At 71.7% G+C, this 16,622-nt stretch carries 18 protein-coding genes; 5 read left to right on the forward strand and 13 right to left on the reverse strand.

Annotation, left to right across the window (positions count from 1 at the left end):
- A partial coding sequence (locus CQZ88_RS11465; protein WP_146034297.1) for a condensation domain-containing protein occupies positions 1 to 631 on the reverse strand: 631 nt, incomplete at its 3' end.
- 134 nt (positions 632 to 765) lie between these two features.
- Positions 766 to 1,257, reverse strand: coding sequence for a TIGR00725 family protein (locus CQZ88_RS11470; RefSeq protein WP_029544130.1), 492 nt, complete (start codon positions 1,255 to 1,257; stop codon positions 766 to 768).
- 106 nt (positions 1,258 to 1,363) lie between these two features.
- Between CQZ88_RS11470 and CQZ88_RS11475 the strand changes: the two genes are divergently transcribed.
- Positions 1,364 to 2,266 carry an alpha/beta fold hydrolase gene (locus tag CQZ88_RS11475; protein ID WP_102799765.1) on the forward strand — a complete coding sequence of 301 codons (903 nt, stop codon included), beginning with the start codon at positions 1,364 to 1,366 and terminating at the stop codon, positions 2,264 to 2,266.
- 8 nt (positions 2,267 to 2,274) lie between these two features.
- On the opposite strand, the gene CQZ88_RS11480 is transcribed toward CQZ88_RS11475, so the two are convergent.
- The 3 genes from CQZ88_RS11480 to CQZ88_RS11490 form a co-directional block, all read right to left on the reverse strand.
- On the reverse strand, positions 2,275 to 2,895 hold the full coding sequence (locus CQZ88_RS11480; RefSeq protein WP_006943787.1) for an FHA domain-containing protein: 621 nt from the start codon (positions 2,893 to 2,895) through the stop codon (positions 2,275 to 2,277).
- A gap of 21 nt (positions 2,896 to 2,916) precedes the next feature.
- Positions 2,917 to 3,237: a chorismate mutase gene (locus CQZ88_RS11485; protein ID WP_006943785.1), complete on the reverse strand. Its 321-nt coding sequence runs from the start codon at positions 3,235 to 3,237 to the stop codon at positions 2,917 to 2,919.
- A 93-nt stretch (positions 3,238 to 3,330) separates the two neighbouring features.
- Positions 3,331 to 4,320, reverse strand: a complete 990-nt coding sequence (locus CQZ88_RS11490; protein WP_006943783.1) for a magnesium transporter — start codon at positions 4,318 to 4,320, stop codon at positions 3,331 to 3,333.
- Between the two features lie 93 nt (positions 4,321 to 4,413).
- On the opposite strand from CQZ88_RS11490, the gene CQZ88_RS11495 reads away from it, so the two are divergent.
- Positions 4,414 to 4,821 (forward strand): YchJ family protein, encoded by a 408-nt coding sequence (locus tag CQZ88_RS11495; RefSeq protein WP_082120248.1) that lies wholly within the window; start codon positions 4,414 to 4,416, stop codon positions 4,819 to 4,821.
- A 32-nt stretch (positions 4,822 to 4,853) separates the two neighbouring features.
- On the opposite strand, the gene CQZ88_RS11500 is transcribed toward CQZ88_RS11495, so the two are convergent.
- From CQZ88_RS11500 to CQZ88_RS11510, 3 genes are all read right to left on the reverse strand, one after another.
- A complete protein-coding gene (locus CQZ88_RS11500; RefSeq protein WP_006943781.1) occupies positions 4,854 to 5,084 on the reverse strand; it encodes a DUF6480 family protein in 231 nt (76 codons plus the stop codon).
- A 101-nt stretch (positions 5,085 to 5,185) separates the two neighbouring features.
- A complete protein-coding gene (locus CQZ88_RS11505) occupies positions 5,186 to 5,437 on the reverse strand; it encodes a hypothetical protein (RefSeq protein WP_006943779.1) in 252 nt (83 codons plus the stop codon).
- 850 nt (positions 5,438 to 6,287) lie between these two features.
- Positions 6,288 to 7,346, reverse strand: coding sequence for an alpha/beta fold hydrolase (locus CQZ88_RS11510; protein ID WP_251549291.1), 1,059 nt, complete (start codon positions 7,344 to 7,346; stop codon positions 6,288 to 6,290).
- Here CQZ88_RS11510 and CQZ88_RS11515 point away from each other — a divergent pair.
- Entirely contained in the window at positions 7,251 to 8,225 is a 975-nt protein-coding gene (locus tag CQZ88_RS11515; protein WP_051359257.1) for an AraC family transcriptional regulator, read from the forward strand. The two genes, CQZ88_RS11510 and CQZ88_RS11515, sit on opposite strands and share 96 nt — an antisense overlap.
- A 15-nt stretch (positions 8,226 to 8,240) precedes the next feature.
- Here CQZ88_RS11515 and CQZ88_RS11520 read toward each other — a convergent pair whose 3' ends face one another.
- Complete coding sequence (locus tag CQZ88_RS11520; protein WP_006943771.1) at positions 8,241 to 8,909, reverse strand: TetR/AcrR family transcriptional regulator; 669 nt, start codon at positions 8,907 to 8,909, stop codon at positions 8,241 to 8,243.
- Positions 8,910 to 8,932: 23 nt separating this feature from the next.
- Here CQZ88_RS11520 and treZ point away from each other — a divergent pair, with 23 nt between their 5' ends.
- Positions 8,933 to 10,744, forward strand: coding sequence for a malto-oligosyltrehalose trehalohydrolase (treZ, locus tag CQZ88_RS11525; RefSeq protein ID WP_102799767.1), 1,812 nt, complete (start codon positions 8,933 to 8,935; stop codon positions 10,742 to 10,744).
- A gap of 64 nt (positions 10,745 to 10,808) precedes the next feature.
- On the opposite strand, the gene CQZ88_RS11530 is transcribed toward treZ, so the two are convergent.
- Complete coding sequence (locus CQZ88_RS11530) at positions 10,809 to 12,332, reverse strand: MFS transporter (RefSeq protein ID WP_102799768.1); 1,524 nt, start codon at positions 12,330 to 12,332, stop codon at positions 10,809 to 10,811.
- Between the two features lie 94 nt (positions 12,333 to 12,426).
- Here CQZ88_RS11530 and CQZ88_RS11535 point away from each other — a divergent pair, with 94 nt between their 5' ends.
- Positions 12,427 to 12,963 carry a TetR/AcrR family transcriptional regulator gene (locus CQZ88_RS11535; protein ID WP_006943765.1) on the forward strand — a complete coding sequence of 179 codons (537 nt, stop codon included), beginning with the start codon at positions 12,427 to 12,429 and terminating at the stop codon, positions 12,961 to 12,963.
- Positions 12,964 to 13,098: 135 nt separating this feature from the next.
- Here CQZ88_RS11535 and ilvA read toward each other — a convergent pair whose 3' ends face one another.
- The 3 genes from ilvA to CQZ88_RS30885 form a co-directional block, all read right to left on the reverse strand.
- Positions 13,099 to 14,421, reverse strand: coding sequence for a threonine ammonia-lyase IlvA (ilvA, locus tag CQZ88_RS11540; protein ID WP_037200948.1), 1,323 nt, complete (start codon positions 14,419 to 14,421; stop codon positions 13,099 to 13,101).
- Positions 14,422 to 14,536: 115 nt separating this feature from the next.
- Complete coding sequence (locus CQZ88_RS11545; RefSeq protein ID WP_006943762.1) at positions 14,537 to 14,971, reverse strand: nitroreductase family deazaflavin-dependent oxidoreductase; 435 nt, start codon at positions 14,969 to 14,971, stop codon at positions 14,537 to 14,539.
- Between the two features lie 55 nt (positions 14,972 to 15,026).
- The gene (locus CQZ88_RS30885) at positions 15,027 to 15,158 is read right to left on the reverse strand and encodes a hypothetical protein (RefSeq protein WP_255326746.1); all 132 of its coding nucleotides are present in this window, start codon (positions 15,156 to 15,158) and stop codon (positions 15,027 to 15,029) included.
- Positions 15,159 to 16,622: the final 1,464 nt, after the last annotated feature.

The following is a 16,622-nucleotide window of genomic DNA, read 5'->3' on the forward strand; positions in this document are numbered from 1 at the left end:
CGGTCCAGTACGCACGGTCGGCCTCGAACCGCGGGGAGCGGCGGTAGGTCTCGTCCGCGGCGACGATGTCGGGCAGCGCGGCGGTGCGCGGCGTGTGCACCGCGGTTCCGGTGACGGTGGCGGTGTAGAGCTCGGCGGTGCGCGCGACGAGGGTCATCGCGCCGACGCCGTCGAGGGCGATGTGGTGGATCCGGGCGTACCAGAACCAGCGGTCCTCGGCGATGCGGAGCACGGCGGTGACGGCGAGCCGGTCGGTGCACATGTCGACCGGGGCGGTGTAGTCGCGCTCCATCCATTCGCGGGCCGCGGCCACGGGATCGGCCTCGCCCCGCAGATCGACCACCGTCAGCCGCTCGCCGGTGTGCACGACCGTCTGGAACGGGTGGCCGTCCTCCTCGACGATGCGCAGGAAGCCGGTGCCGAACTCGCGTCCGACGGCACGGGCGGCACCTTCGAGGGCGTCGAGGTCGAGGTCCCCGGCGATGTCGACGTACTGGGCGATGTTGACGGGCGTGGCGCCGGCCAGGTGCTGTGCGAACCAGATCCCGCGCTGGGCCGCCGAGAGCGGGAACGCGCCGGCGGGCTGCGGGGCAGCGAAATGTTCTTGGGCGACCGGGCTTTCGTGCAACACGGGGGTACTCCTGACGACCGGTGGACTGTGCTGCTTCCACGGTCGTCCGCAGACCCCGGTGCCGATACCGACCCCAGCGGTGGGCGCGGCACCCGCAGGGGTGGTCGAGAATCACCCTCGGGTGCGAGAACTCCTCAGCCGGTCCAGCCCGCGGTGGGATCGCGCCGCCACAACAGGTCGTGGATGGCGTCGACGGCGTCCCCGGCGGAGGTCACGGCGAGCACCCCGGCGGCGGGCAGCGGCCACCCCCCGATCGAGATCACCGGGACGCCGGTGCGGACGGCGAGCGCGATCTCGCTGAGCGTGCCCCAGCTGCCGCCGACCGCGATGAGCGCCTCGCAGGTGCGTACCAGCAGGGCGTTACGCATCTCGCCGAGACCGGTCGGGATCGACACGGTGAGGTACGGGTTGGCCTCCGCGCGGTCGTCGCCGGGCAGCAGGCCGAGGGTGGTGCCGCCGGCCTCCGCGGCTCCGCGCGATGCCGCGGCCATCACCCCGCCCAGTCCCCCGGTCACGACGACGGCGCGTCGCGCCGCGAGCAGCCCGCCGACCTGACGGGCGATCCGGCGTTGTTCGGCCGTGGCCTCCGCGGGCCCGACCACGCCGACATACCGCTGCGCATCCATGACGCGATTGTCCACCACCCAGGGTGCAGAAGTGGCCCCCTGAGGTGAAATCCACCACCACCGGGGTTGCTCGCCCGGCACCGGCATCCGGCGGATCCTTGTCCGCATGTCCACCCTCCGCACCGAGCGTCTCGTACGCCGCCATACGGTGATCGCCGACGACGGCGTGCCGCTCGCGGTCCACGAGATCGGCGCGGCCGGCGCACCGCTCACCGCCGTGTTCGTCCACGGGCACTGCGGCCGCACGGAAACCTGGTCGCCTCTTCGGGATTCGCTGCTCCGGCGCCGCAGAGCGACGCTGCGGATGGTGTTCTTCGACCACCGCGGTCACGGCGCGTCCGGCACCGCCGGGCCGGAGACGTACACCGTCGAGCAGCTCGGGCGCGATCTCGCGGCGGTGCTGCGCGCGGTCTCCGCCGGTCCGGTGGTGCTGGTCGGCCACTCGATGGGCGGCATGACGATCCTGTCCTACGCCCGTCAACATCCGCACGAGATCGGCACCCGGGTCGCCGGGATCTGCCTGATCGGCACCGCCGCCGGTGATCTCGGCCGGTCGGGGCTCGGGCGGTACCTCGAGAGCCCCGCGGTCGAGTTGTTCCACCGCGCGGTGCAGCACGCACCCGGCGCCGTGCAGCACGCGCTGCACCTGGGCGGACGGGCGGTGCGGCCGCTGAGACGGGCGGCGCAGCGACGCGCCCCCGGTTCCCGGTGGGCGGCCCTGCTGGCGGTGCTCGCGAACGACACGCCGGTGGTGACGATGGCGGCGTTCCTGCGATCGTTCGCCGTGCTCGACGAATCCGCCGCGTTGGCGGTGCTCGCCGCGGTCCCCGCGCTCGTGCTGTGCGGGTCGGCGGACGAGTGGACCCCGTTCGAGCTGTCCGCCGGTCTCGCAGCGCGGCTGCCGCGCGCCGAGCTGGTGCGGGTCGACGGCGCCGGGCACTCGGTGATCGCCGACCGCCCCGCGGAGGTCGCGCGGGCCCTCGGCAGGTTGCTGCAGCGGGTGGGGTGAGCCGCAGGTCAGAGGTCGCGTTCGGTGATGACGCCGCTGTGCAATGCGAGCTCGGCGAGCCGGACCCGCTTCTGGTTCTGCGGCAGATCCTCGACACCGAACTTCGCGAACAGCGCCCGCAGATGCGTCTTGACGGCGTCGACGCTGAGGAACAGCTCGGTGGCGATGTCCTGGTTGGAGGCGGGGGTGGCGAACGCGGCGCCGTGCTTGTAGGGCCGGCACAGCGCGAGCAGGATTCCGCGTTGCGTCTCCGTGAGCGAACGCACCGTCGGCAGCTCCGACGCGACGCGGGTCGCCTCGTCCGGTCCGGCACCGATCTCCTGAAAGGTCAGTCGGATCGAGCCGATCCGGATGCTGTCGCCCTCCCGCAGGCGGCGGCGTCCGGTGATGCGTTCCCCGTTGAGGAACGTGCCGTTGCGGGAGAGCCCGTCGTCGAGGATGGTCCAGTGGGTGCCGATCCACTCCACGACGGCGTGCAGGCGGGAGACCTCGTTGTCGCCGGTGAACGCCACGTCGGAGCTCGGAGCACGGCCGATGGTGACGCGCGGCGACTCCGGCGACAGCTCGAACCGATGCTGCCGCCCCTGCTTGTCGACATACGACAGACGCGATTCGGTGACGACGCTCATCACAACCTCCAGGGCGCGGACTCAATCCTGCCCGTAGGTTGCAGCGTCGGCAAGGGGGTCGCGTCCCAACCGCAGCAGCGTCGCCGCCAGCGCCGAACCGTCCCGCCCCAGTGCCGCGGTGAACCGCGCGAGCACCGCCATCTCGCGACGCGTGTGCGCCGGCACCGTTCCGTGACCGGCGCGGCGCAGCCGGCCGGCGTGGTGCGCGAGACCGGTCCGGCGCCGGATCGCGGCGACGATCTCGGCGTCGACCCGGTCGATCTCGTCGAACACGTGATCCAGTTCGGCCGTGCCGGCGAGGGCGGTGGGGTTCGGGGTGAACGTTTCCGACGTTACGGTCACGGGGCCTCCACGGGATTGGCGGTCGGTCGCCCCATCGTGGCTCGGGAACGCCTTGTCCCCCAAGGACCCCTGGGGTGGGGAACACCCCACCCCTCAGCCGAGCAGAAGCGTCACCGCCACGAAGTAGATGACGATGGAGAGCAGGTCCTGGATCACGGTGGCGAGCGGGCCGGACCCGAACGCCGGGTCCTTGCCCAGCCGCTGCAGTGCCCACGGCAGGACCATCGCGACGGTGGTCGCGATGGTGCTGGCGGCCAGCACGGCCGATGCCACGGCGACCGCGAGATCCCGGTTTCCCGTCATGAGCAGCACCGCCGGCAGCATCGTCGCACCCAGCAGCGCCCCCACCGACAGGCCGGTCAGCACCTCGCGGCGCACGATCCGGCGGATCCCCACACCCACCGAGAACCCGCGGATGACCAGCGCCTCGGTCTGCGTACCGACCGCGTCCGCCAGGTACACGATGCCCGGCACGAAGTAGGCGACGGCGAGGTCGGCGTCGAGCTCGGCCTCGAAGACCTGCATCAGGCGGGCCGAGACCATGGCCCCGACCAGACCGACGACGAGCCACGGCAGCCGGTGCCACAGGCGTCGACGGATTCCCTCGACGCTCGAGGCCCGTGCCGCGTCCACCGAGTGCACGAAGCCGCCGAGCCGGGCCATGTCCTGGTCGTGCTCGTGCAGCAGCACGGCGAGCAGCTGCTGGGGCGCGATGAGACCGCGGAACCGGCCGCGGCCGTCCACGACGGCGAGGCCGGGTTCACCGTGCTGAACAGCCTTCCACGCGGCCCGTTCCTGCGCGGTGTCCGGACGCACCACCGGCGGATCCGGATCCATCACGTCGCTCATCCGGGTGGTGCCGGGGGCTGCCAGCAGCCGTTCGATCGTGACGAGACCGACGAGCACCTCACCGGCGAGCACGGCGACGACGGCGGCGCTGTCGAAACTGTGCTCCCGCATCCGGTCGAGCACCCCGGCAACCGTGTCGTCCGGCCCGGCAAGCGGGACGGCCGCGAAGCTGTGCCGCAGCGCGGTGCCGGGACTGCCCTGCTCCCATGCCTGTGTGTCGGCAGATTCGACCATGCCCCACCGTTCCTCCGGCCGCGCTCGTCCCGAGGTTCGATCGTGCCACGGCCGGCACCACCGCCCGATCCCGGCCGTGGCGATAATGTGCCGGTGAGTCCACGCGAGCGCGCCCCCCGACCCGGCCCCACCACACCCTGCCCGTGCGGCCGGGGCCTGCCGTACGGCGAATGCTGCGGGCCGTTCCTCGCCGGCGGGCACGCGCCCACCGCCGAACAGCTGATGCGTTCGCGGTACACCGCCTTCGCGGTGGGCGACGAGGCGTATCTGCGCCGCACGTGGCACCCCGGGACTCGCCCGGTGCGGCTGGACCTCGATCCGGCGCAGCGGTGGACCGGGCTCGAGGTGCTGCGCACGAGCGGCGGCGGGTTCCTGCACACGGAGGGAACGGTCGAGTTCCGCGCCCACTACAGGTTCGGCGGTCACGCGGACGTGCTGCACGAACACAGCCGGTTCGTCCGCGAGGACGGCCGCTGGCTCTACGTCGACGCTCTCGGCTGACCTGGCGGGCGCGGTTCGGTCGTTCGGCGTACTCAGTCGAAGAGGGCGAACGCGCGCGCCACGAAGAACGCCGCCACTCCGAGCACGATCAACGCGATGAGCAGGATCGCGAAGACGGGCATCACCCGGCTCGGGTTGGGTTGGGGATGCGACAGACCGGAGGTCTGTCCGGCATCGGGCGGCGTGTCCCCGGGCTGTACTCCCCCGCCGGCGTCGAGGCCGGGGGTGTCTTCCGGCTGAGGTCCGGGGTTCTGGGTACTCACGTGCGCTCCTGGTGTCGGCGGTGCGGGAACGGTGCCGAGAGCAGCGCCTCGGCCCCGACGACATACCCGGTTTCCGGCCGCGTAATCCTCGGGCGCGAGCGTCAGCCGAACGGTCCGGGCAGATGACGCGAGAACCAGACGGCCTCGCCGAGCGGCTCCGTCGCCGCGTCGAGGTGCCCGCTCACGTCGGTGAGAGCGTCGACGAGCCCGGTCACGGCGATCTCGTCGGCGAGCGGCAGGGACTCCCGGTCGAGTGCCTCGGCGGCCTCCACGATCGCGGCGATCTCGCGGGCCAGGTCGAACAGCTTGTCGCGAGTGGCACCGACCCGGGACGCGAAACTGGCGTGACTCATGGGGTCCTCTCGGGCAACGTCGTGGGTTCGCGGTCCCCGTCGCCGTCGAGGCGACGTATGTCACCGTCCGCCCCCGGGCGGGGCGCGGACGGTGAGGCCCTGTCTCAGCTCAACCAGCCGAACAGGTCGCGGAACAGATGCATGAACCAGTTGAACTCAGGTCGGAAGTTCCACATGACCGATTTCCTCCTTCCCTGCCTCGACGTCCCGACCCACTGTCTCGGATATCCGGCGGAATGTGATCCGAAACACATTCGAGCGCCCCACCGCCGGGACCCCTCACGATTCCGCCGGCCCGGCGGTCTCGGGGACGTGCAGCGGCCGGTCGTGGCCACTCGCGACGACCCGGGGCGCGAGCCCCGCGATCCGGGACATCGATTCGCGCGCGTAGGCCCGGTTCCACGTAGTGAGGCGGGGCGGACCGGACGTCCCGCGCCTGCGGCGCAGCAGGCCGGGGCAGCGAGCTCACGTCGACCGTCAGCACGGCGCCGCCGGTGATCGCCACCCGGCCGGACCTGCGGAACAACGCGAGGTGCCCCGGTGTGTGCCCCGACCGCACGAGGTAGACGTTGGCCTCGGTCAGGCCGCGGCCGGCCCCGAGCCGGTACACGCCCGCGGCGACCTCTTCCGGATGCGGCCCGTTCCGGGCGGTCGTTCCCGAGCCCGTGCCCGCCGCGGTGCGCCCGCGCCGGGAGGGCGCCCCGTCTTCGGTGCAATTCTCGGACGCGAGGAACCGCGCGGACCTGGTTCGGTAAATTCCATTTTTCCGTAGACCGTGGATTCCACATACCCGGTGCGCCGGTCTCCGCGGCGCACGCTGGGGCGCCACCCCGGCTGCCGCGGCGCGCCGTCACCCGCCGGATCGGTCCCGCCCGGCCGGGGCGAAGTGCTCCAAGAGATGCCTCGCGACCTCGTCCGGTTGCTCGAGCGCCACGGAGTGCCCCGCGGCATCGACCGTGACGTGCCGGCCTCCCGCGGCGTCGGCGATGTTCACCGACGAGATCGGCGGCGGGTAGGCGTGGTCCTCGCGGCCGGCGACGGCGAGGACCGGCACGCGGCAGCCGGCCAGCTCCTCGACGATCCGTCCGCGGTGGATGACGCCGTGGGCCGCGTCTCCGATGCGCGGCCCGAGCCGGGCGATCGCCGCGCGCCAGGTGCTCGTCATCGCGCTCTCCTGAGCGAGGCTCGAATCGCCGAACATGATGTACATGATCGTGTCGACGACGTCGGCCGTGCCGTGCTCGGTGAGGTGGCCGACCAGCGGAGCGAACTCGTCGAGCTTGTACTCCTCCTCCGCCGACGAGCCGAGTGCGGCGGCCGTGCGGAGCAGTTCGGGCCGTCGCGCGGCGAGCCGCAGCGCGACGAATCCGCCGAGGGAGTTCCCGACGACGTGACAGGGTGCGAGATCGAGGTGCTCGATCAGGGCCGCGGCGTCCTCGGCGAGAACGTCGACCGCCAGTTCGTCCCGCGCCGCCGGGGCGCTCTCACCCTGCCCACGATGGTCGTAGGCGACCACCCGGTACCCGTCGTCGGCGAATTTCTGCACGAGCGCGTCGAACATCGTGTGATCGAAGAAGAGCGAGTGGCTGAACACGATCGGCACCCCGTCGCGCGGACCGACGTCGACGAAGGCGAGTTCCGTCCCGTTGACCGATGCTCGAAGCATGAGAAACCTCCTGGATCCGGGCCACCGCACCGCGCTGTGGCGCTCGTCACTACACTGCCGACGAGCGTAGGGAGCGGTCCGGTCGCAGCACTCGTCGATCCGCGCAGGACCCTGCCCGTCCCGCGCACGGCCGGTGAGGAGGTCACGGTGACAGCGGACTACCAGGTGCAGTTCACGACGACCCGCCGCGTGCCGCGGCGCGACCGCGCCGAGTTCTGGACCGACCACGTGCGGTTCAACCACGGCACCCTGGACTACTTCTTCCCCGCTCCGGGCGAGCGGTCGCCGGCCGACTTCGCCGGCGCCACGCACGTGCAGCGCTGCGGGAATCACCAGCTCGTCGAGTTCTGGTCCGATCGGATCACCTACGCGCGGACCGCGCGGCACGTCCGGGCGGACGACGACCGGAGCATGCGACTGTTCGTGCCGAAATCCGGCACCCTCACCGTCGCGCACGACGGGGTCACGCTGCCGGTGCCGGTCGGCCGCGCGGCCCTCGTGTCGATGGCCCGCCCCTTCGAGCTCCTCCATCGCGCGCAGACCCGGGCGTGGGTGCTCACCGTGCCCGAAGGGTGCCTGCCCGACCGTGCCGTCGCCGACGGGCCGAGCGTGCTCGACCTGCGCCGCGGCGTCGCGTCGGTGGCGGAGACGATGACGCGGGCGCTGGCCCGGGAACGGAAGTCGTTGTCCGGTCCCGCATTCGTCACGATCAGCGCGCGGGTGATCGAACTCGTGGCCGTCGCCCTGGCCGACCTGCGCGACGGCATCCGCCCGGGCGGCCTGGAGGCGGTGGCCGCGGCCGCCCGGGCCTACGTCGACGAACGTTCGGACGATCCGGACCTGACACCGGCGTCGATCGCGCGCGACCTGGGCTGGTCGCTGCGGCAGCTCCAGCTCGCGTTGCGGACGGCCGGCACCACGCCCGCCGAACTGCTCCGCAACCGGCGGCTGGACCGCGCCCGCAGCCGCCTCGAGGACCCACGCTGGAGCGCGGTCGCCGTGGGCGACATCGCGTTCGCCTCCGGCTTCGGATCGCTCAGCGCGTTCGGGACGGCGTTCCGTGCCCGCTTCGGGACCACCCCGCGGGCGGTGCGCGTCCCGGCCCCGGCGGCCTGGCCGTGAGGAGGCGGCACCGGCTCAGCGCAGCAGCGTCGCCCGCAGGGTCGCCGTGAGCCACGCCCGGTACTCGTCCACGTCCCAGCCGCAGTCGCGGCGCAGCAGCGCATGCACCTGCGGAGAACCCAGCGTGTAGAGCACGTGCGCCGCGTGATCGACGCTCACGTCGTCGCGCAGCAGCCCGTGCCGGTGCAGCCCGACCGCGATCGTGCGCGCGTTGTCCGCGGTGGCGCGGGCGTCCTCGTCGGCGAACCGGCGCATGTCCGGGTCCGCGCCCGACGACTCGACCGAGGTCATCAGCAGCCCGCCGGCCCGCTCGAGCAGGTCCGCGCCGTAACGGACCACCTGCTCGACGATGCGTTCGGCGTCCGATCCCGCCGGGCCGGAGGCGACCCGCCCCGGGCGCGAACGCTCGGCCGGAGCGGGATCGTCGCCGGCCGAGTCCGCGGACCCGCCCGCGACCGCGGCGTCGAGCGCCTCCCGGAACAGTTCGGACTTGCCGCCGGGGAACGCCGTGAAGACGGTTCGCACGGCGACCCCGGCCGTCTCCGCGATCTGCTTGACCGTGGTGCTGACGTACCCGCGATCGACGAAGAGCCGGGCGGCAGCGTCGACGACGGTCGCCCGGGTACGGCGCGCGGCCTCCTCGCGCAGCGGCGAACTGTAGGTCCTCTTGGCATGCTGGGACATCGATCTCAGCGTATCAGCATCGGTTGCATCGAAACTGCAACAGATTTCGGAGGCCTGCAGGCGCGACGACGACCGGGCATGCTGGTCGGGTGCATACCTTCGAGGTCTGGGCTCCGACCCCGCAATCCGTCCGGCTCCGCGTCGACGGCACGGACCACCCCATGCGCCGGGACGACGGCGGCTGGTGGCGCGCCGAGGTCGACGCCTCCCCCGGTGCCCGCTACGGGTACGTCCTCGACGACGACGAGACCGTGCTGCCCGACCCGCGCTCGCCGCGGCAACCCGACGGCGTGCACGGCCTGTCCCAGCTGCACTCGCTCGACGAGAGCGCCTGGACCGACGCGTCCTGGACCGGTCGGCAACTCGCCGGCGGAGTGGTCTACGAGCTGCACGTGGGCACCTTCACCGATGGCGGCACTTTCGACGCGGCCGTCGACCGCCTCGACGACCTCGTCGAGCTCGGGGTGGACCTCGTCGAGCTGATGCCGGTCAACGCCTACAACGGCACCCGCGGCTGGGGCTACGACGGGGTGCTCTGGTATGCGGTGCACGAGCCGTACGGCGGCCCGGACGGCCTGCAGCGCTTCGTGGACGCCGCCCACGCCCGCGGCCTCGGGGTGATCCTGGACGTGGTCTACAACCATCTCGGACCGTCCGGCAACTACCTGGACCGCTACGGCCCGTACCTGTCCGGCGGGCAGGGCACGTGGGGCGCATCGGTCAACCTCGACGGGCCGGACTCCGGCGAGGTGCGCCGCTACATCCTCGACAATGCCCTGCGGTGGATGCGGGACTTCCATATCGACGGGCTGCGCCTGGACGCGGTGCACGCACTGGTCGACCACACCGCCGTGCACCTGCTCGAGGAACTGGCCGTCGCGACGTACCGGATGTCCGCGCACCTCGGCCGGCCGCTGAGCCTGATCGCCGAGAGCGACCTGAACGATCCGAAGACGATCTCGCCCCGCGCCGCCGGCGGCTACGGCCTGCAGGCGCAGTGGGACGACGACATCCACCACGCCGTGCACGCCGCCGTCTCCGGCGAACGACAGGGCTACTACGGCGATTTCGGTTCGCTCGACTGTCTAGCCCGCACCCTGCGGCACGGGTTCTTCCACGCCGGGACCTATTCGAGCTTCCGCGGGCGCACGCACGGGCGCCCGCTCGACGTCGGGCGCATCCCGGCGAGCTCCCTGCTCGCCTACACGTGCACCCACGACCAGGTGGGCAACCGGGCGATCGGCGACCGGCCCGGTCACTACCTCGACCACGGTCAGCTCGCCGTCAAGGCCGCGCTGGTGCTCACCTCCCCCTTCACGCCGATGTTGTTCATGGGCGAGGAGTGGGACGCGAGTTCACCGTTCCAGTACTTCACCTCCCACCCGGAACCCGAGCTGGCCCGGGCCACCGCCGAGGGACGCCGGCGCGAGTTCTCCGAGCACGGATGGGACGCCGAGGACGTGCCCGACCCTCAGGATCCGGAGACGTTCCGGCGGTCGACGCTGAACTGGGCCGAGCGCGCCGAGCCGGGCCACGCGCGGGTGCTCGACTGCTACCGGCAGCTGCTGGCGCTGCGCCGCGAACGCGCCGAGCTGACCGATCCGTGGCTCGAGCACCTGCACGTCGACTACGACGAGGACGAGCGCTGGATCGTGATGCACCGCGGCGGCCTTCATGTGGCGTGCAACCTCGGGCCCGACCCGGTGACCGTGCCCTTCGGTGGTGCTCCCCTGGTGTGGTGGGAGCCGGTTGTGGTCAACCGGACCGGGTCCGCGACGCTCGTGCCGGGGCACTCGTTCGTCGTGCTCGACTCTGCCGTCACACCGCGGGTCTGAGGCCGCGCAGGGTCACCGCAGGCCGTAGGCCGCGCAGGGTCACCGCAGCCGGAGGCGCACAGGATCACCGCCGGCGGAGCATGCGCAGGGTCAGCGCGGCGGTGGCCGCCAGGATCACCGCCGTGGCGGCCGCGGCCCCGTGCGTGCCGGCGACGAACGCGGCCCGCGCCGACTCGAGCAGGGCCTCGGCCTCCGCCGCCGGGAGTCGTCCGGCCGCGGCCACCGCGCCGCCGAGGGTGTCGAACTCGTGGCCGGAGCCCGGAATCCCGAGCCGGGAACGGTAGACGGCCGTGACGACGCTGCCGAGCACCGCCACCCCCAGCGCGACACCGAGTTCGTACGCCGTCTCCGACACCGCCGACGCGGCGCCGGCCCGGTCCGCCGGGGCGGCCCCGACCACCAGGTCGGTGGTGAGGGTCAGCGCGACGCCGACCCCCACGCCGATGAGGGTGAAGCCGACGACGAACAACCCCGCCCCGCGGGTGGTGCCGAGAGCCAGCAACATCGCCGCACCCACGGCCGCGATGGCCAGAGCACCCGACAGGACGGTCCCGACGGGCAGGCGCCGCACGAGCCATGCCGCTCCGAGCGAGGACAGAGCGCTGGTCGCGGTCCCGGGGAGCATCAGCAGACCCGCCTGTAGTGGTCCGATCCCGAGCACCAGCTGCAGATACTGCGACCCGAAGAACAGCACCCCGGCGAGGGCGAAGATCGCCAGCAGATTCGTCAGTACGGCCGCGGAGAACTCGCGCCGCCGGAACAGAGTGAGATCGAGCAGCGGGTTCTTCGCGACCCGCTGACGGTGCACGAACGCCGCGGCGGCCGTCAGACCGCCGCCCAGCGCGACCAGCGCGGCGGCATGCGGGCCGTGCAGCGCCGTTTCCTTGACCGCGTAGACGATCGGAACCACGGCCAGCAGCGACAGCGCGGCCCCCGGCAGGTCGAAGCGGCCCGGGTGCGGATCCCGCGATTCCGGGACGAGGAACGGCCCGGCGAGGACGAGCACCGCCATGATCGGCAGGTTGATCAGGAAGACCGACCCCCACCAGAAGTGTTCGAGCAGCCAGCCGCCCACGAGCGGGCCGAGCGCTGCGCCGCCGCCGGCCATCGCGCCCCACACGCCGATGGCGACGGTCCGCTCCCGCGGGTCGGTGAACATGTGCCGGATGAGCCCCAGGGTCGCGGGCATGAGGGTGGCGCCGGAGATTCCCTGCAATGCACGCGCCAGGATCAGCATCTCGGGGCTCACCGCCCACGCCGCGACGGCCGAGGCCGCGGCGAAGCCGACGGCGCCGACCAGCAGGAGCCGGCGACGGCCGACGCGGTCGCCGAGCACGCCCATCGTCACGAGCAGGCCGGCGACGGCGAACGAGTACACGTCGATGATCCACAGCAGCTGCACCCCGCTCGGGGCCAGATCGGCACTGAGGAAGGGCAGGGCGAGGTCGAGAACGGTCGCGTCGACCGCGATCAGCAACACGGCACAGGCGAGTACCACCAGCCCCGCCCAGGTGCGCACACCCGCGGGCGCAGGCCCGGTCCCCGCGTCCGCCGGGCGGAGCCCCGGCATCTGCCCGGTGTTCGTCATCCGTCTTCCCTCCACACTGAACCGTCCAGCCGGTACAGAAATACGGTAGCACCGACCGTCCGGACGGTACAAAGACAATCGGTAGAATCGGCCCATGGCCTCCGACACCCGCGACCGCATCCTCGACGCCCTCGAACGCACCCTCGTCGACGTGGGGGTCGCCCAGGTGACGCTCGAGGGCGTCGCGGCCGCCGCGGGCGTCTCGAAAGGCGGCCTGCTGTACCACTTTCCGACCAAGGAGTCGATGCTCGCCGCGATGGTGCGGCGCCTCGGCGAACGGGGCGACGCCCGGCTCGCCGATGCCGTCGCCGGCGGCACCCCGGTCGCGGAGTGGTATCTCGCCGATCCGGACGAGACCGGCGACGCCGCGGAGATGGCCCTGTTCCGGTCCACGGTGGCGGCGCTGCGCAGTGCCGACGGCCAGCACGACGACGTGCAGCGCGCGGTGGTCGAGGTGATGCGCTCGTGGGACGAGGGCCTGCGCGCCGAGATCGACGATCCCGTCACCGCCGAGATCGTGCGCCTCGTGGGCGACGGCATCTACCTCGGTGCGATGCTCGGCCTCCCGAAGCCCGATCCGGAACTGCACCGACAGGTGGTCGCCCGCCTGCTCGGCTCCGCACACCCCTGATCGCCGGAACCGCCGCCACACCCGCACCGATCGGAATCACCCGGGCGGCGCACGCGGTTCACGGGCGCCGGCACACACCGGACGGGCGGGCCCGGCGGGGACAACACACCTCCCCCGCCGGGAATCCCGTGCGGCTCAGGTGAGATAACGGTAGGCCGGCGAGCCCGGCTCGAGCCGCTGCGCCTCGATCGGCGAGGCCGACATGCGCGCCAGCAGCGGCGACAGGCCGTCCGCCGCCCCGAGTTCGATGCCGACCAGCGCCGCCCCGAATTCCCGGTTGTTGCGCTTGACGTACTCGAACAGCGTGATGTCGTCGTCGGGTCCGAGCACCTCGTCGAGGAACCGCCGCAACGCACCCGGCTCCTGGGGGAAGTCCACCAGGAAGTAGTGCTTGAGGCCGCGGTGCACGAGGGAGCGCTCGATGATTTCCCCGTAGCGGGAGACGTCGTTGTTGCCCCCAGAGATCAGGCACACCACCGTCGAGCCCGGCGCGATGGTCAACCCCTCGAGAGCAGCGACGGACAGCGCGCCCGCGGGCTCGGCGATGATGCCCTCGTTCTGGTACAGATCCAGCATCGCGGTGCACACTGCACCCTCGTCGACCTGGGTCATCCCGAACGGCCCGGTGCCCAGACCGTCGTTGCGGAGCGCCGCGACCAGCGGCAGGTTCGCGTGGGAGACGATCTCGGCGCCGAGCCGGGAGACCACCGCGTACGGCACGTCGCCGACCCGCTTGACGGCGGCACCGTCGACGAACGGATCCACCTCGGGCAGGGTCACCGGTCCGCCCGCGACGAGGGCCGCGGTCATCGACGCCGCGCCGGCCGGTTCCACCCCGACGATGGAGGTGGACGGCGACTTCTCGTGCAGGTACGCCGCGATGCCGGCCAGACAACCGCCACCGCCGACCGGAACCAGCACCAGGTCCGGCGCCGCGGGCAGCTGGTCGAGCACCTCGCGGGCGATGGTCCCCTGCCCCGCCGCGGTGCGCGCGTCGTCGAACGGCGCGACCATCGTCGCGCCGGTACGCGCGACGTCCTCGGCGGCGGCGGCCGCCGCCGCGTCGAACGTGTCGCCCGTGGGGATGAGTTCGACGAAGGCACCGCCGTGCGCACGGATGCGGTCCCGCTTCTGCTTCGGGGTCCGGGTGGGCACGTAGATCCGGCCCATCACCCCCATCGCCCGGCAGGCGTAGGCCACACCCTGCGCGTGATTGCCGGCGCTGGCCGTCACCACACCCGCCTCGCGTTCGGCGGGAGAGAGCTGCGCCATGACGTTGTATGCGCCGCGCAGCTTGTAGGAGCGGACGCGGGTGAGGTCCTCGCGCTTGAGATAGACGTTCGCGCCGGTGAGGACGGAGAGCCGCTCGCTGTGCTCGAGCGGGGTGGGCGCGACCACCGCCGAAATTCGCTCCGCCGCGGCCTCGATGTCGGCCACGCTCAGGGCGGGCAGGTGCATCGGATCGGCGGCTCGCGAGGTAGTGGTCACCTACCTATGCTGCCACTGCCCGCCCGGAACCCCCAACGCGGGTTTCGTCACCCCGCCGGCCACACCCGGCTCCCGCGCTCGCGCGTCAGCGCGGTTCCAGGATCAGGAGCGGGATCTCCCGGTCCGTCTTCTTCTGGTACTCCGCGTAATCGGGGAAGGCCTCGACCGCGCGCCGCCACCACAGATCCTTCTCCTCGCCGTGGACCTCGCGGGCGGTCATGTCCCGGACCGTCGGCCCGTCACGCAGTTCGACGTGCGGGTCCGCCAGGACGTTGTAGTACCAGACCGGATGCTTCGGGGCACCGCCGAGGGAGGCGACCACCGCGTAGACGCCGTCGTGCTCGACCCGCATCAGCGGGGTCTTGCGCAGCTTGCCGGTCCTCGCTCCGCGGCTGGTCAGCACGACGACGGGCCGGCCGTTCAGGGTAGTACCCTCGGTACCGCCGGAACTCTCGTACAGCGCCACCTGGTCGGCGGCCCACTGGGACGGACTCGGTTCGTATTCTCCGGTGAGAGGCATGGCCCCGATTCGACCACGCCCGGCCGCCCCTCGCTGCCAAAACACGGCTCATCTGTCAAACCACCAGCGAAAAAGGGTCGCCAGGCAACCGACGTGCATTCAACGTCTCGACCAGCCGCCGGATCACTGGCTTCGGCTCGGACTCCCGATGCAGCCGCAACGCGCGTTCACGCAGCTGGCTGGGCACTTCCACATTCTCACGTGTATGGGTGCCAGAATATGATTAGCGTGACTAATTATCGGTTACATTGGCAGTTCGGGGCGTGGACGCTCGAGAAGGACCGGTCTTGCTGTATTCGCCGAAGCGCGTCTGCCGGCCGGTCGGCCGCGACGATCGCGCCGACGGCAAGACGAAAGGATGCTGGTCCGAGTCCGTCACAACGGTGGCAACGTACTGATCGCATGGAAGCCCAACGGTTTCATTCCGGGGTGTCCGCGCACCGCCGCGCCTACCTGCGCAAAGGATGCAGGTGCGGGCCTCGACCTCACCGACCACGCGGTTGACCGGCGCCGGCGTGGGGCGACAGTCAACCAGGTCGAACCAGTCCGAGAGGGACTCGAGCAGCCAGGGGTGTCGAGCAGACCGCCGACCAGCAGGACGGGCAGTCCTCCCGCCTCCAACGGTGGGGCCGTAACTCCTCGGACCAGGTTGTGTGACTGCTGCCGCTGCCGAAGGGCACGTGCCTCCTCGTACAGGGGCACGTGCAGCGCGGTGGCGAACCGGTCGGCCGCACGCAACAGATCAACAGCCATGTGATAACTCTTGCGTGGATGACCTCGGTCACTCGACGGGGAAATCCCTCGAACTCGCCGTCCACCCGCTCCGATCGGGGACAACCCGGCGCGTCCGGTCCAGGGTTTCCCCCGTCGCCGGTCACCGTGCCCGTGCCGAATGCTGTTCTACGTCAACCATTCGTGCCGGCGGCTCATCACCCGCCCGGCGCACACTGCGAGGGAGAACACCTTGACCAAGAACGTGTGTCGTGCAGCGGTGGCCGCCCCCAAGGCGATCCATCCCGTCAGGCTCGGCCCGCTTGCTCCCGCATCCGCGTCGATGTTCAGGGTGCCGGTCGTAGGCGGGTCGTGGGCGCGGCACTGTCACGTCGAGCGCTTACCTATCGGGAATCGGCAGGTCAGGTAGTCGACTACTCGTTGCCGCCGCAGGACGAAGTGCGAGGCCTTCTGCACGGATGCTCTCCCCAGACCCGATATGGGACTTGCGAGTGCGTCGCAGGATGTGCCGATGAAGTGAGGGCGTCATGACCGAAGACGCAGCGATCGCCGAAGCCACGGGACGGTTCACCTCCGCCCGGCGCCGAAGCGGCTCGCCCGGCAGCGTGTCCGCCGTCGTCCGGTCCGGCCGCTGACTGCACGGTTCGTCCTGTCCCCACCCGTGGCATTTCCTCTCGGGGTAGAGATTTGCAACCTGGGGTGCCTACTGGGGGCAGCGGCGCCGGCACATTGTGGTAGGCGATCAGCTGCGCACCAGGCGGAGCGAAACGATGCAGAGATTCCGGGTAGGCCCGGCGCTCCCGAACCTGACCCCAGCCCCTACGTGTGGGGTCGCCCAAGGGCACCCGTGACGGTGACCCGATCGGGCCAGACCTCACCACATCGGGAAGCGACAAGAAGAGCAGGGACCGAAGTCCCG

Origin of the sequence: Rhodococcus sp. ENV425 (assembly GCF_002887785.1) — a bacterium.
GTDB lineage: Bacteria > Actinomycetota > Actinomycetes > Mycobacteriales > Mycobacteriaceae > Rhodococcus > Rhodococcus aetherivorans.

Coding starts and splice junctions, on each gene's coding strand:
- CQZ88_RS11480 (WP_006943787.1), bottom strand. CDS start 2,895: ATGAGCGTCGTCACCGAATCGCGTCTGTCGTATGTCGACAAGCAGGGG.
- ilvA (WP_037200948.1), bottom strand. CDS start 14,421: ATGCACCTGCCCGCCCTGAGCGTGGCCGACATCGAGGCCGCGGCGGAG.
- CQZ88_RS11490 (WP_006943783.1), bottom strand. CDS start 4,320: ATGGTCGAATCTGCCGACACACAGGCATGGGAGCAGGGCAGTCCCGGC.
- CQZ88_RS11520 (WP_006943771.1), bottom strand. CDS start 8,909: ATGTCCCAGCATGCCAAGAGGACCTACAGTTCGCCGCTGCGCGAGGAG.
- CQZ88_RS11545 (WP_006943762.1), bottom strand. CDS start 14,971: ATGCCTCTCACCGGAGAATACGAACCGAGTCCGTCCCAGTGGGCCGCC.
- CQZ88_RS11505 (WP_006943779.1), bottom strand. CDS start 5,437: ATGAGTCACGCCAGTTTCGCGTCCCGGGTCGGTGCCACTCGCGACAAG.
- CQZ88_RS11470 (WP_029544130.1), bottom strand. CDS start 1,257: ATGGATGCGCAGCGGTATGTCGGCGTGGTCGGGCCCGCGGAGGCCACG.
- CQZ88_RS11530 (WP_102799768.1), bottom strand. CDS start 12,332: ATGACGAACACCGGGCAGATGCCGGGGCTCCGCCCGGCGGACGCGGGG.
- CQZ88_RS11535 (WP_006943765.1), top strand. CDS start 12,427: ATGGCCTCCGACACCCGCGACCGCATCCTCGACGCCCTCGAACGCACC.
- CQZ88_RS11475 (WP_102799765.1), top strand. CDS start 1,364: ATGTCCACCCTCCGCACCGAGCGTCTCGTACGCCGCCATACGGTGATC.